This window comes from Streptomyces sp. NBC_01267 (assembly GCF_036241575.1).
Classification (GTDB): Bacteria; Actinomycetota; Actinomycetes; order Streptomycetales; family Streptomycetaceae; genus Streptomyces.
Genome location: NZ_CP108455.1, coordinates 3,421,715 through 3,435,104 on the forward strand (window position 1 = coordinate 3,421,715; position 13,390 = coordinate 3,435,104).

Consider the following 13,390-nt stretch of genomic DNA (forward strand, 5'->3'; position numbering starts at 1 on the left):
CGCCTGCCGGCCGGCAGGTGTACGGAGCGGGGGCCGTCGGCGGTCACGGCGAGGTCCTGTCGGACATACCGCCGCGGGAAAGCTACACGCTCTCGGCCAGCACCGGTTCCGTGGCTGCCGCCACGTTCTTCCTGCTGCGGCCGGGGATCGCCAGCACCACCAGCGCGGCCACCAGCGCCACCGCGGCGCCGATGACGAACGTCGTACGGAAGCCCTTCTCGGACGGCACCGAGAAGCTGCCCATCGAGACGGTCATCTGGGCCAGCACGACGCCCATCACCGCTGCGGACACCGCCGTACCGACCGCCCGCGACAGCGAGTTGAAGCCGTTGGCCGCGGCCGTCTGGGAGAGCGGTACCGCGCCCATGATCAGGGCGGGCATGGCTCCGTAGGCGAAGGCCACCCCGACGCTGATCACGCACGAGAAGACCACCAGGCCCCAGGCGGAGCCCATCAGGGCGAGCGCGAGGGCGTAGCCGACGGCGATGATCACGGAGCCGACGAGGAGCGAGATCTTGGGGCCGCGGGCCGCCGAGAGCTTGGCGCCGAGCGGGGACACGGCCATCATCACCAGCCCGGCCGGGGCCATCCAGAGCCCTGCGGCGACCATCGACTGGCCGAGGCCGTACCCGGTGGCCTCGGGGAGCTGGAGCAGCTGCGGCGAGACGAGCGACTGCGCGTACATCGCGAAGCCGACCACGACGGACGCCACGTTGGTCAGCAGGACCTGGCGCTTCGCGGTGGTACGGAGGTCGACGAGCGGGTGCCCGGTGCGCAGCTCGAAGAGGCCCCAGACGAGCAGGACGACCACCGCGGCGGCGAACAGCCCCAGCGTGCTGCCGCTGGTCCAGCCCCAGTCACTGCCCTTGGAGACGCCGATCAGCAGGGCGACCAGGCCCGCGCAGAGCCCGACGGCTCCGATGTAGTCGAACCGGCCCTCGGTACGGACCGGCGCCGCGGGGACGAACAGGACGATCAGGATGCCCAGGAGGATGCTCAGCACCGCCGAGCCCCAGAACAGCGTGTGCCAGTCGGTGTTCTGCGCGATGGCCGCGGCGATCGGCAGGCCGAGTGCGCCGCCGATGCCGAGCGAGGAACTCATCAGCGCGACCGACGAGCCGACCTTCTCCGGCGGCAGCAGGTCACGCATCATGCTGATGCCGAGCGGGATGATGCCCATGCTGGTGCCCTGGAGCGCCCGGCCGATGACCATCGGGGCCAGCGAGCCCGCCAGCGCGCAGATCACCGAGCCCGCCACGAGCAGCCCGATGCAGACCAGCATCAGCCGTCGCTTGCCGTACAGGTCTCCCAGCCGCCCGGTGACCGGGGTGGCGACGGCACCGGCGAGCAGCGTCGCGGTGACGACCCAGGAGGCGTTGCCCGGCGTGGTGCCGAGCAGCTCGGGAAACTTCGCGATGAGCGGGACGACCAGGGTCTGCATCAGCGCGGCGACGATGCCGGCGCCCGCCAGTACGGCGACGACGGCACCGGGTCTCGTGTGCTGCTGCGGCACCGGAACGGGGGTGGTCACGGGTTCTCCTCGTGGACTCGGACTCGGGCTCCGGCCCTGGGTTCAGACGGATCTGGATTCAGGCTCGGCCCAGGGGGTCGATGACAACGATATGCATTCTACACACCTCATGCATGATGCACATTGCGCGTGCTATACATGCCGAGGGGCAGATCAGAACGTCGGAGAGGACAAGCCGCGTGCGTCAGGCGACCGAGAACATCGAGCGGGAAATGACCCTGCTGGCCAGGTACCGGTACATGGCCATGGCCCAGACGACGCAGCTCGACCGGAGCGCCTACATCCTGCTCTGCAGGATCGAGCTCGACGGACCGCTGTCCATCGGACAGCTCGTCGACGCCCTGGACCTGGACACCTCGACCCTCAACCGGCAGACCGCCGCCATGACCCGGGCCGGCCTGGTCGAGCGCATCCCGGACCCGGAGGGCGGGCTCGCCCGGAAGTTCCGCATGACGGACGAGGGCGCCCGGAAGCTGGCCGCCGACCGCGAGGACGCGGTGAACAACCTGCAACGGGTACTCGCCGACTGGACGCCGGAGGAGGCCGCCGACTTCGCGGCGGCGCTGGAACGCTTCAACTCCAGCATCGAGACGATCATCGGCCAGCCCTGGCCCCGGCCGTGAGCGGCGGGCGCTGAGCGGTGCGCACCGGGCGGACGCGGCGGGGCGCGGCGGACGCGCGTACGGCGGGCCTGCGGGCCTGCGGGCCTGCGGGAAATGGCGTGAACGGAGCGGTGGGCCGGGTCGGGAGACCTCTCCCGACCCGGCCCACCGGGTGACCGCAGGCTCGTCCGGTCAGACGTCCAGCTGGTCGGCGACCGCCCGCAGCAGACCCGCGATCTTCGCCCCCGCCGCCTTGTCGGGGTACCGGCCCCGCTCCAGGCTGGGCGTGATGTTCTCCAGCAGCGTCGTCAAGTCCTGGACGATGGACGCCAGTTCGTCCGGCTTGCGCCGCTGCGCCGCGGCCACCGACGGCGTCGGGTCGATGACGGTCACAGTCAGGGCCTGGTCACCGCGCTGGCCCGCGACGACACCGAACTCCACACGCTGGCCCGGCTTGAGTGCATCCACTCCGGCCGGGAGCACCGACGAATGGACGAAGACATCGCCGCCGTCGTCGCGGGAAAGAAAGCCGAAGCCTTTTTCCGAATTGAACCATTTGACCTTGCCGGTGGGCACCGTCTGTCCTCGTCCCCGTAGTCGTAGAAAACGGCTCTGGATAGCACTACAGCGGGTCACTCGACCCGCCAGGACTCAGGCTAATGGTCCTGGGACCGGTGACAAGACGTCACTGGCTAGTTCCTCCGCGCAGGGAACTACCCTGGCGGGGTGAGCAATGAAACCCAATCGACCGACGCCCGTGCCGGTGACCGGCTGGTCCAGGTCGGCGCGATCATCTTCTTCGTCGGCGCCGTGGCCACCCTGGTCACGGTGGCCCCACTCTTCCTGGGGACCCGTCCGTTCCCGTCCATCGCCTACGCGGTGTGCATGCTGATGGGCGTCGGGTTCCTGGTGGCGGCGGCCGGAGTGCTGCGGTCCATCGCAGACCAGCGCCGCCGGGCCCGCGCCGCGCTCTCCCGCCGGGCGGCTGCCGCCCAGGCGCCCGCGGCCACTCCGGCTACGTAGCGGTTCTCACGGCTACGGCTCAGGCCTGCGCGGCGAGCCCCGCCGCGTAGCTCTCCAGCCAGGCCGGGAACTCGGTCAGGTCGGTCAGGACCACGTCGGCCCCGGCCGCCCGCAGTTCGTCCGCGCCGATCGGGCCCGTGGGTACGGCGACGGAGAGCGCGCCCGCGGTGAGCGCCCCGCGTACGTCGCCGACGTGGTCGCCGACGTACACCGACGCGCCGTGCTCCTTCAGCGCCTCCGCCTTGGCCTCCGCCCAGAGCCAGCCGACCACGGCGTCCGGCTCGATGCCGAGGTGCACGAGGTGGCGTACGGCGTCCGGCTGGTTCTTGGCCGTGACGACGATCGCCCGGCCGCCGAGCCGGCGCACCGCGGCCACCGCCTCGGCGGCGCCCGCCATCGCCGTGGACGGCTCTATCGCGTGTGTGGGGTAGATCTCACGGTAGTGGTCGCGCACGGCCTCGATCCGGTCCTCGGGGAACCACTCCGCCAGCTCCAGCTCCAGCGGCGGGCCGAGCCGGGTCACCGCCAGGTCGGCGTCGATGTACGTACCGGTCTCGGCGGAAAGCGCCTGGTAGGCGGCCTTGATGCCGGGCCGGGAGTCGATCAGGGTCATGTCGAGGTCGAAGCCGACCGTCAGCGCTGGGGAAGCCATGCCCTCCATCCTCCCTCTCCCGCGTCCGCCACCTGGCCGGTCCGTCCGAAGCGGCTCCGATTAGGCTTAGCCAAGCCTTACCAACCTTCGGAATGGGTCAGATGTCAACTCCCGTGGCCCGCCGCCGCATCGCCTGGACGGCCGCCGCCGTCGTGGCCCTGCTGCTCGCGGTCCTGCTCAGCCTCGCGGTCGGGGCACGGGCCATCGCACCCTCCGCCGTGATCGACGCACTGCTGCACGGCGGGCACAGCAACACGGCCGAGGTCGTCCGCCAGCTGCGGGTCCCGCGCACGCTGATCGGCCTCATGGTCGGCGTCGCGCTCGCCCTCGCCGGCACGGTGCTCCAGGGCATCACCCGCAACCCCATCGCCGACCCGGGCATCCTCGGCATCAGCCAGGGCGCCTCGGTGGGCGTGGTGCTGGCCATCGCCTTCGCCGGGATCCACACGCTCACCGGGTACGTCTGGTTCGCCTTCGCGGGCGCGGCGCTCGCGTCCGTCGCGGTGTACGCCATCGCCTCCCGCGGGCGCGGCGGCGCGACCCCGGTGAAACTCGCGCTCGGCGGCGCCGCGATCAACGCGCTGCTGGTCTCCGTGGTGCAGGGGGTCCTCACCACGAAGGCCTCCGCGCTCGACGAGTTCCGCTTCTGGCAGGTCGGTTCGATCAGCGGCCGGGAGACCGACATCGTCGGTCAGATCTGGCCGTTCCTGCTGGTGGGCGTGGTGCTGGTGGCCTCGGTCGCCCGCGGTCTGGACGCACTGGCGCTCGGCGACGACATGGCGAAGGGGCTCGGCCAGAAGGTCGCCACGGTACGGATCGTCGGGGGCATCGGCGCGACCGTACTGACCGGCGTCGGGGTCGCCGCCGCCGGGCCGATCGCCTTCATCGGCCTCGCCGTGCCGCACATCGCCCGCGCGCTCGTGGGCAGCGACCACCGCTGGGTGCTGCCGATGGCGGCACTCATCGGACCGGTGATGCTGCTGGTCTCCGACGTCATCGGCCGGGTGATCTTCCCGCCGGGCGAGGTCCCGGCCGGGGTGATGACGGCCCTCATCGGGGTGCCGTTCCTGGTCGCCCTCGTACGCCGGAAGGCGGTCCCGGCGTGACAACCGCACCCACAGCCACGACGGCGGCAGCGCCCGCGGCCGGCCGGACCGGGCGCATCCGGCCCGCCGGTTACTCCGTCGTACGGATCGGCCGGGGAACGTTCCTGCTGCACCGGCGCGCCGCAGCCGTCGCCGTGGCACTCGCCCTCGTACTGGCCGCCACCTGTGTCGCGTACCTCTGCGTCGGCGAGAGCTTCGTGTCGCCCGCCGAGGTGGTCAAGGTGATCGTCGGGAGCCCCTCGCCGGACGAACTCGTCGTCGGCACGCTGCGGCTGCCGCGCATGGTCGTCGGGCTGCTCGTCGGCGCCGCGTTCGGGGTGGCCGGGGCGCTCATCCAGACCGTCGCGCGCAACCCGCTGGCCAGCCCCGACATCATCGGCATCAGCAAGGGCGCGGGCGCGCTCACCGTGGGCGCGATGTCCCTCGGGGTGACGTCGACGGCCGTACTGCCCTACCTCTCCGTCATCGGCGGGATCGTCGCGGCGGCCCTGGTGTACGCCTTCGCCTGGCGCGGCGGGCTGCACGCCACCCGGTTCGTACTCATCGGCATCGGCTTCGCCATCGCCCTCGGCTCGGTCACCCAGCTCTTCCTGACCAAGGGCGACTACCTGGTCGCCCAGCAGGCCCAGATCTGGCTGACGGGCTCCCTGAACGGCCGCGGCTGGGACCAGGCCACTCTGCTCGGCTGGGTGCTGCTCGCGCTCGTACCGGCCGTCCTGTGGGCCGCGTACGCCCAGCGCACGGTCTCCATGGACGACGACACGGCGACCGCGCTCGGCGTCCGGCTCGGCCGGGTACGGCTCGGTCTCGTCCTGATCGGCGTGGTGCTGGCGTCGGTGGCGACCGGGGCTGCCGGGCCCGTCGACTTCGTCGCGCTGCTCGCCCCGCAGATCGCCCGCCGGATGACCAGGACCGCGCAGATCCCGCTGCTCTCCTCGGCGCTGACGGGCGCGTTCGTCGTCGTCCTCGCCGACCTGCTCGCCCGCAAGCTCCTGGCGCCCACCGAACTGCCGGTGGGCGTCCTCACGGCGGCGGTCGGCGCCCCGTACCTGATCTGGCTGATCGCGAAGAACCACGGTTCCCGCGGCCGTAGTGGAGGCACCGCATGACCACCAGGCTGACGGCCCGTGAGCTGACGCTCGCCTACGACGACCGCACCGTCGTCCAGGAACTCGACCTGGCCGTGCCCGACGGGCGGGTGACCGTCATCGTCGGCCCCAACGCCTGCGGCAAGTCCACCACTCTGCGGGCGCTGGGACGGCTGCTGAAGCCGCGCAGCGGCGCCGTACTGCTGGACGGCGCCGAGCTGGCCCGCATCCCCACCAGGAAGATCGCCCAGGCGATAGGGCTGCTCCCGCAGTCCCCGTCCGCGCCCGAGGCGATCACCGTCGCCGACCTGGTGGCACGCGGCCGGCAGCCGCACCAGCACTGGTGGCAGCAGTGGTCCGAGGAGGACGAGCGGGCGGTCACCGACGCCATGGAGCGCACGGACACCGCCGCACTGGCCGAACGGTCCGTCGACGAGCTGTCCGGCGGGCAGCGCCAGCGGGTCTGGATCGCGATGGCGCTCGCCCAGGAGACGGACCTGCTGCTGCTCGACGAGCCCACCACGTACCTCGACATCGCCCACCAGGTGGAGGTGCTCGACCTGGTCCGCCAGCTCAACCACGAGCGCGGCAGGACGGTCGTGGCGGTGCTGCACGACCTCAACCAGGCGGCCCGGTACGCGGACCACCTGGTGGCGATGAAGAGCGGCCGGATCGTCGCCGAGGGGCACCCGAAGGAGATCGTCACCGCGGAGCTCGTACGGGAGGTGTTCGGACTGGACTCGGTGGTGATCCCGGACCCGGTCACGGGGTCCCCGCTGGTCGTGCCGGGCGCACCGTACGCGGGTACGACGGCCGGGGACCCGGGGGTCCCCGCGGTCCCGGCCGGGTAACAACTCCCTGCCCCCGCACCGCCGCCGAACCGCTGCTGCACCACCGCTGAGCTGCTCCCGCACCGTCGCTGAACCGTCGTCGCACTGTCCTCGCACCGTCGTCGAAAGGTCTGCCTCATGACGCGCACGCGCACCCGCACGTTCCGCCCCCGCAGCGCCACCGCGGTCGCCCTCGTCCTGGCCGGTGGCCTGGTCCTCGCCGCGTGCGGGTCCGGCGGTACCGGGGGCTCCGGCGGCTCAGCAGGTACGGCGGGCACCAGCACCCACACCATGGACACCGCCATGGGCCGGGTGAAGGTCCCCGACCACCCCCGCCGGGTCGTCGTCCTGGACACCGCCGAGCTGGACTCCGCCATCACCCTCGGCGTGCGGCCGGTCGGCTCCACGCACGCCGACGTGAAGTCCGGGTTCCTCGACTACCTGCCCAGGGACAAGGTCGCGGGCATCAAGGACGTCGGCGCGATGCTGTCGCCGGACCTGGAGGCCATCGCCGCGCTCAAGCCCGATCTGATCCTCACCAGCAAGATCCGGCACGGCGACAAGTACCAGCAGCTCAGCGCCATCGCGCCGACCGTGATGACGGAGAGCACCGGCTACCCCTGGAAGGCCAACTTCCAGGTGCACGCCGACGCGCTCGGCAGGCAGGCCGAGGCGAGGAAGGTCGTCGCCGCGTACACCGCGCACACGAAGCAGGTCGTCGCGGCGCTGGGCGGACCCGCGAAGGCCGCCGCCACCGACGTCGACACGGTGCGGTTCGTCGAGGGCGCCGACATCCGCATCTACGGCAGGAAGAACTACATCGGCACGATCCTCACCGACCTCGGCGTCGGCCGCCCGGCCGTCGTCGACAAGGCCAAGGACGGCTTCTCGTACGACGTCAGCCCGGAGAGGATCGACCTGGCGAACGCCGACGTCCTCTTCCACGCCACGTACGGCGACCCGGCGAAGGCCAAGGAGACGCAGACCACGAGCAGCGGTCTGTGGAAGAACCTGACCGCGGTGAAGAACGGCAAGTCCTTCGCCGTGGACGACCAGTTGTGGTTCCAGGGCATCGGATACACCGCCGCCGGCAAGATCCTCGACGAACTCCGGGCCGACCTCGCCAGGTAGCGACGCCTCCCTACGCCCGCCTCCGCGACCGCCAGACCAGGTAGAGCGCGGAGGCACCGGCGGCGGCCCGCAGGGCGACCGGCCACACCCCGGAGATCGCGCCGCCCATCCCGTGCTCCGGGATCGCCGAACCCCAGTGCCCGCTGGACCGCCCCCACAGCCAGACGATGCCGCCCAGCGCGACCGTGCCCGGGAGCCCGAGCACCGCCCATTTCGCCTCGGCGCGGGTGAGCCTGCGCGACATGTACGCGATGATCCAGCCCGCGCCGAGCACCAGCAGCGAGCCGAGCACCGCGCCGACGACGAGCAGGACCGCGGCGAGCAGCAGGACCGGGCTGGAGAAGACCCCCGTGAAGGTACGCAGATACGCGGCGCGCCCACCGGCCGCTCCGTCCCCGCCGCCCGCGTCGCCCTCGTCGCCGGTCGCGTCGCCGCCCCCGGCTGCCCGGCGGCGGCCCAGCAGCGCCCGGCCGCGGGGCGCCGCCTCGACGGGCTCCGCGCCCTCCCCGTCCGGTCCGTCGGCGCCGTCTTCGTCAGCAGCCCCGTTCGCGTCCTCGTCCTCGGGCGGCGGCTTCAGTATCTCCGGGATCTCCACCCCGCCCGTGAAACCGTGCACGGCGTCACCGGCGCCGAAGGGGCCCGGCTGGATGCGCCACCAGTCGGGCTCGCCGCCACCCGTACCGAGTTCGTCCTCGCCCGCGAGGTGCGGCGGGGACGCGGCGGTCGAGCGGGCGGGCGGCGGCTCGGCCTTCTCCGTCCTGCGGGGGCGCGGGATCCGGCAGGTCCGTTCCCGTACGGCCTGCTCCGGCTCGGCGCGCCCGGTATCCAGTGGCGTGCCTCCCGCCGCCGCGGCCACCTGTTCGGCGGGCGTGCCGAGTCTGCCCAGGATGCGGCGCACGCCGGCCGGAGTCCCCGCGTCGGCCGAGGCCCGCTGCCGGTCGATCTCGCTGCGCAGCGAGGACACCAGCCGCATCCGCTCCGCGGAGGGCAGTTGCCGCTGGGCCAGGTCGCCGACCCGGCTCAGATAGTCGTAGACGAGCTGATCGCTCTCGATCCCCACGGAGTTCGCTCCCCTTCAAGCCGCTCTGCCCCGACGGTAGCGCCCCCACCGCGCGGCGTCGCTCATCACGCCCTCCCCGCACGGCTGTTCCGCGCCGCTCCGACGCTCCCGCACACCCCGGAGCGGGCCGAAGTCGGCGGGCCCCGAGTGGGGCGGTGCGTCATCTCCACGCAAATCTCAGTAACGTGGGCCGGATGGGGACCGGTCAGCACTAGTCAGTACTACGGGAGGCGCACGTGCCGGAACGAACACGCAGCACGCCACCGCGCACCCTCGCCGAGGCCCTGCGCATCCGCGACGACGCGTCCCTGGCGGGTCTGCTGCGGGCACGGCCCGACCTGTTGGCGCCGGTGCCGGGCGATCTGGGCCAGCTCGCCACCCGGGCGGGCACCCGCGCCTCGGTGGTCCGGGCGCTCGAACATCTCGACCGGTTCACGCTCCAGACGGCGGAGGCGCTGGCCGTCGCGCCGGACCCCGCGCCGTACACCACGCTCCTCGCCCTCATGGGCGGTGACGAGTGCGACCCCGCGGTGGCGTCCGCGCTGCCCGGCGCGGTGGACGTACTGCGCGAACAGGCCCTGATCTGGGGCGCGGACGACCGGCTCCGGCTGGTGCGCACCGCCCGCGAGCTCCTCGCGCCGTCCCCGGCGCACCCCTCCCCGACCGGTCTCGGGCCGACCGTGGCGGAGGCGACGGTCGGCATGTCGCCGGGCCGCGTGCAGGAGATCGTCACCGCGGCCGGGCTTGCCGGGACCCATGACTCGGTGTCCGCGGTCGCCGCGCTGACCTCGTTGTTCACCGACCGGACGCGGATGTCGGCGCTGCTCGACGAGGCGCCCGTGGAGTCGCTGAACGTACTGAGCAGGCTGGTCTGGGGGCCGCCGTACGGAGAGGTGGCCGCCGATCCCACCCCGCCGGTGCGCTGGCTGCGCGACCACGGGCTGCTGCTGCCCGCCAGCGCGCGCACGGTGGTACTCCCCCGGGAGGCCGCGCTGCATCTGCGCGCCGGGCGCGCGCACCGCCACGCCGAGCCGGTACCGCCCGCCGTCGCGCCGACGCGGGAGTACGGTCCACAGGCTGTGGACGCAGCGGCGGCGGGCCAGGCGTTCATGGCGCTCTCCACCATCGAGGACCTGTTCAAGGACTGGAACGAGGGCGGCCCCACCGTCATGCGCTCCGGCGGCCTCAGCGTCCGCGATCTGAAGCGGACCGCCACCGCACTGGACACGACCGAACAACTGGCCGCCTTCTGGGTCGAACTCGCTTACGCCGCAGGCCTGTTGGCGGCGGACGGCGGCAGCAGCCCGTCCCGCTCCTCGAAGTCCGCGGGGGACGACGAACGCTTCGCGGCCACCCCCGCGTACGACGCCTGGCTCGAATCCCCCGCCCAGGAACGGTGGTCGGTCCTGGCCACCAGCTGGCTCACCGCCACCCGCACCCCCGGGCTCATCGGCGGCCTGGACGCCAAGGGCCGCGCCCTGTCGACCCTGGGCACCGACCTGGACCGCTCGGCAGCTCCCGAGGTGCGCCGCAGAACCCTGGCCCTGATGGCCACGCTCCCCGAAGGCACCGCGCCCGACCCGGAGTCCCTGCTGGCCCGGCTCCGCTGGGAGCGCCCGGTGCGCGGTACGGCCTCCGGCGCGCAATCCGGCGGTGCGGCGGCGGGCCGGGGCGCGGGCACGGCGGCGGACATCCCGTCGGCCCGCCACACGTACGGCGCGACCGCCGTCGGCGACCTGCGCTCCCGCATCGCCCGGTGGACGCTGAACGAGGCGGAACTGCTGGGCGTCACCGGCCGCGGCGCCCTGTCCACGCACGGCAGGGCCCTGCTGGGCGAGTCCGCAGCGTCCGGGCCGGGCATCGGCGCCCGGCCCGCCCCCACCGCCGCGGAGGTGGCCGCTTCCCGCGAGCGCGCCGCCGCCGCGATCGCCACGCTCATCCCCGAGCCCCTCGACCACGTACTCCTCCAGGCCGACCTCACCGCCGTCGCACCCGGCCCGCTGGAGCGCCCGCTCGCCGAACTGCTCGACGTCGCGGCGGACGTCGAGTCCAAGGGCGGCGCCACCGTCTACCGCTTCACCCAGGGCTCCGTACGCCGCGCGCTCGACGCCGGGCAGACGGCCTCCGACCTGCACGCCTTCCTCGCGGCGCACAGCCGTACGCCGGTGCCGCAGCCGCTCACGTACCTCATCGACGACGTGGCCCGTAAACACGGCCATCTGCGGGTCGGGGCAGCGTCCTCGTACGTGCGCTGCGACGACGACGCCGTCCTGAGCGAGATCCTGGCGGACACCCGCTCCCAGTCGCTGCGACTACGCCGGCTCGCCCCCACGGTGCTGGCCTCCGCGGCCGACCCGGTCACGCTCCTCGACGGGCTGCGCTCGATGGGCTTCGCCCCGGCCGCGGAGTCCGCCGAGGGCGACGTCCTGATCACCCGCCAGGACGCCTACCGCACCCCGCCCCGGACCGCCCCCGCGCCGGTCCCCGAGGGTCCGCCGGTCCCCGACGACACGCTGCTCGGCGCGGCGCTGCGAGCGATCAGGGCCGGTGACACGGCCGCCACGGTGGTCCACGAACCGGTGCCGGAGTACGGCAACCTGCCGCGCACCCCGTCCGCCGAGACCCTCGCCACGGTGCAGGCCGCGGCCATGACGGGCGCGGCGCTCTGGATCGGCTACGTCAACGCCGACGGCGCGGCGAGCAGGCGGGTCATCGCACCGGTCCGGGTGGAGGGCGGCTTCGTGACGGCGTACGACCACACGGCGGACGACGTCCGCACGTATCCGCTGCACCGCATCACGGGGGTCGCGGAGCTGACGGACGACCCGGCCTGAGCGGAGGCGGGGCTGGGGTTGGAGGTGAGGGTGGGGCAGAGGCGAGGGCCCGGCCCGCCGAGATCACGCCGGGGTACGGCGATGCGTTCCGGGTCCGGGACACGCGCTTCGGGCCCCGGGCGCGCGCTTCGGGCGCCCCTGATTCGCTCCCGATTCGCCCCTTTCCGGGCAAGTTGTCGGCATGCCACGCTGCTGGTGATCAGGATCACGGAAAAGGGGTTTCTCCATGAACCGCATCGCCACGCTCGGCCTCGTCTCGATCGCCGCGGCCGTCAGCCTCTGCACCGGACCCACCGCGACCGCGGAGGTCCGGTCCCCCACCGTCCACAGCCCGAGCGCTTCCTACAACTGCCGCCCGGGGAACTTCTGCATCTACAGCGGTTGGAACGGCAGCGGGCACTACTGCCATTGGACGACCCGGCAGAAGGCGAACACCGCCGACGACTGCTCGTTCATCCAGAAGGGCGAGAAGGTCCGCTCCCTGTGGAACGGGACAGGCCACCGCATTCAGTACTACACGAACACCAACTACAACCACCGGGTCGGATCCACCCCGGCCGGCCACGGCGGCAACCTCCAGGGGAGCTACCAGATCCGCTCCTTCAAGCCGCAGTAACCGCGGTAGCCGTCACGGCAGACCCCACGAACACGGAGTGCGGACCGGCGGGGGACCTCCACCCGGCCCGCACCCCGTCAACGCGAGGAGGTCCCGGCAGCAGGCTTGGCTGCGGTCTTCTTGGCCGGGGTCTTCTTGGCCGGGGTCTTCTTGGCCGGGCTCTTCTTGGCCGCACCCTTCGCAGCCGAGGCTTTCTTGGCCGCAGTCTTCCTGGCCACAGACTTTGACTGGGATTTCTTCGACTGGGATTTCTTCGACTGGGACTTCAGCCTCCCCGCCAGCACCGCCTTCAGTTTCGACTTCGGACTCGGACCCCGTTTCGGCCTCGACCTCGGCTTCGGGCTCGGCGTCGGCGACGGCTTCGGCTTCGGCTTCGACTCAGCCACCGGCGGCCCAGCCGCAGCCACCCCGCCCGACCGCTGCCACCAGTGCGTACGCCGCGGGTGCAGCGCACGTCCCAGCCGCCGCCCCAGCAGCAGGTAACCGATCAGCGCACCCGTCGTGTTCAGGATCACGTCGTCGATGTCGAAGGCCCGCCCGGTGATGAAGAGCCCCTGCGCCGTCTCGACGAGGAACATCACGAAGGCAGTCACCAGCACCACCCGCAGCAGCCCGCGCGCCTTGGGAATCAGCACCGGCAGCAGCACACCGAACGGCACGCCGAGCAACAGATTGCCGCCGATCTGCTTGACCGTGTCGCGGAACGCCGGTTGGTCGACGTACGTCCGGATCGAATCGCCGGGCTTCAGATTGGTGTGCGTGAGGTCCACCGAGGCGGCAGAAGGCTCAAGCGTCACCTTCGCCAGCGCCACCGCGAACCCCACCATGCAGAAGAAGCCGGCCAGCAGCACGAGCACGCGCATCACGGTCGAGCCCCATGTCCGTCGTTGCAGTCGCGGTTCGGAGTCCATGAGTCA

13 protein-coding genes are annotated in these 13,390 nt (G+C 72.5%); 8 read left to right on the forward strand and 5 right to left on the reverse strand.

Annotation, left to right across the window (positions count from 1 at the left end; genetic code table 11):
- Positions 1–82 precede the first annotated feature (82 nt).
- Positions 83–1,531, reverse strand: a complete 1,449-nt coding sequence (locus tag OG709_RS15645; protein ID WP_250301108.1) for an MFS transporter — start codon at positions 1,529–1,531, stop codon at positions 83–85.
- A 212-nt stretch (positions 1,532–1,743) separates the two neighbouring features.
- Between OG709_RS15645 and OG709_RS15650 the strand changes: the two genes are divergently transcribed.
- Positions 1,744–2,154: a MarR family winged helix-turn-helix transcriptional regulator gene (locus OG709_RS15650; protein ID WP_374211275.1), complete on the forward strand. Its 411-nt coding sequence runs from the start codon at positions 1,744–1,746 to the stop codon at positions 2,152–2,154.
- A 171-nt stretch (positions 2,155–2,325) separates the two neighbouring features.
- On the opposite strand, the gene OG709_RS15655 is transcribed toward OG709_RS15650, so the two are convergent.
- On the reverse strand, positions 2,326–2,709 hold the full coding sequence (locus tag OG709_RS15655; protein WP_284348028.1) for a cold-shock protein: 384 nt from the start codon (positions 2,707–2,709) through the stop codon (positions 2,326–2,328).
- 150 nt (positions 2,710–2,859) lie between these two features.
- Here OG709_RS15655 and OG709_RS15660 point away from each other — a divergent pair, with 150 nt between their 5' ends.
- Entirely contained in the window at positions 2,860–3,156 is a 297-nt protein-coding gene (locus tag OG709_RS15660) for a hypothetical protein (protein ID WP_250301106.1), read from the forward strand.
- Positions 3,157–3,175: 19 nt separating this feature from the next.
- Here the strand turns inward: OG709_RS15660 and OG709_RS15665 are convergent, their stop codons facing one another.
- Complete coding sequence (locus OG709_RS15665; protein WP_250301105.1) at positions 3,176–3,817, reverse strand: HAD family hydrolase; 642 nt, start codon at positions 3,815–3,817, stop codon at positions 3,176–3,178.
- Between the two features lie 92 nt (positions 3,818–3,909).
- Between OG709_RS15665 and OG709_RS15670 the strand changes: the two genes are divergently transcribed.
- The 4 genes from OG709_RS15670 (at position 3,910) to OG709_RS15685 (ending at position 7,963) form a co-directional block, all read left to right on the forward strand.
- Entirely contained in the window at positions 3,910–4,914 is a 1,005-nt protein-coding gene (locus OG709_RS15670; RefSeq protein ID WP_250301104.1) for a FecCD family ABC transporter permease, read from the forward strand.
- Positions 4,911–6,023 carry a FecCD family ABC transporter permease gene (locus OG709_RS15675; protein ID WP_250301103.1) on the forward strand — a complete coding sequence of 371 codons (1,113 nt, stop codon included), beginning with the start codon at positions 4,911–4,913 and terminating at the stop codon, positions 6,021–6,023. The genes OG709_RS15670 and OG709_RS15675 overlap by 4 nt, the downstream gene beginning before the upstream one ends.
- Positions 6,020–6,853, forward strand: a complete 834-nt coding sequence (locus OG709_RS15680) for an ABC transporter ATP-binding protein (RefSeq protein WP_266642345.1) — start codon at positions 6,020–6,022, stop codon at positions 6,851–6,853. The genes OG709_RS15675 and OG709_RS15680 overlap by 4 nt, the downstream gene beginning before the upstream one ends.
- A 117-nt stretch (positions 6,854–6,970) precedes the next feature.
- Positions 6,971–7,963, forward strand: coding sequence for an ABC transporter substrate-binding protein (locus OG709_RS15685; protein ID WP_329166581.1), 993 nt, complete (start codon positions 6,971–6,973; stop codon positions 7,961–7,963).
- 10 nt (positions 7,964–7,973) lie between these two features.
- Here OG709_RS15685 and OG709_RS15690 read toward each other — a convergent pair whose 3' ends face one another.
- Positions 7,974–9,023 carry a hypothetical protein gene (locus OG709_RS15690; RefSeq protein WP_329166583.1) on the reverse strand — a complete coding sequence of 350 codons (1,050 nt, stop codon included), beginning with the start codon at positions 9,021–9,023 and terminating at the stop codon, positions 7,974–7,976.
- 236 nt (positions 9,024–9,259) lie between these two features.
- Between OG709_RS15690 and OG709_RS15695 the strand changes: the two genes are divergently transcribed.
- Both OG709_RS15695 and OG709_RS15700 read left to right on the forward strand, forming a co-directional pair.
- Positions 9,260–11,857 (forward strand): helicase C-terminal domain-containing protein, encoded by a 2,598-nt coding sequence (locus OG709_RS15695; protein ID WP_329166585.1) that lies wholly within the window; start codon positions 9,260–9,262, stop codon positions 11,855–11,857.
- A gap of 226 nt (positions 11,858–12,083) precedes the next feature.
- A complete protein-coding gene (locus OG709_RS15700; protein WP_329166587.1) occupies positions 12,084–12,473 on the forward strand; it encodes a peptidase inhibitor family I36 protein in 390 nt (129 codons plus the stop codon).
- A gap of 77 nt (positions 12,474–12,550) precedes the next feature.
- On the opposite strand, the gene OG709_RS36070 is transcribed toward OG709_RS15700, so the two are convergent.
- Complete coding sequence (locus OG709_RS36070) at positions 12,551–13,330, reverse strand: VanZ family protein (protein ID WP_443068538.1); 780 nt, start codon at positions 13,328–13,330, stop codon at positions 12,551–12,553.
- Positions 13,331–13,390 lie beyond the last annotated feature (60 nt).

What these genes read in the sequence shown, in the direction of transcription:
- OG709_RS15650 (WP_374211275.1), top strand. Translation starts at nt 1,744, where the DNA reads ATGACCCTGCTGGCCAGGTACCGGTACATGGCCATGGCCCAGACGACG.
- OG709_RS15665 (WP_250301105.1), bottom strand. Translation starts at nt 3,817, where the DNA reads ATGGAGGGCATGGCTTCCCCAGCGCTGACGGTCGGCTTCGACCTCGAC.
- OG709_RS15670 (WP_250301104.1), top strand. Translation starts at nt 3,910, where the DNA reads ATGTCAACTCCCGTGGCCCGCCGCCGCATCGCCTGGACGGCCGCCGCC.
- OG709_RS15680 (WP_266642345.1), top strand. Translation starts at nt 6,020, where the DNA reads ATGACCACCAGGCTGACGGCCCGTGAGCTGACGCTCGCCTACGACGAC.
- OG709_RS15685 (WP_329166581.1), top strand. Translation starts at nt 6,971, where the DNA reads ATGACGCGCACGCGCACCCGCACGTTCCGCCCCCGCAGCGCCACCGCG.
- OG709_RS15700 (WP_329166587.1), top strand. Translation starts at nt 12,084, where the DNA reads ATGAACCGCATCGCCACGCTCGGCCTCGTCTCGATCGCCGCGGCCGTC.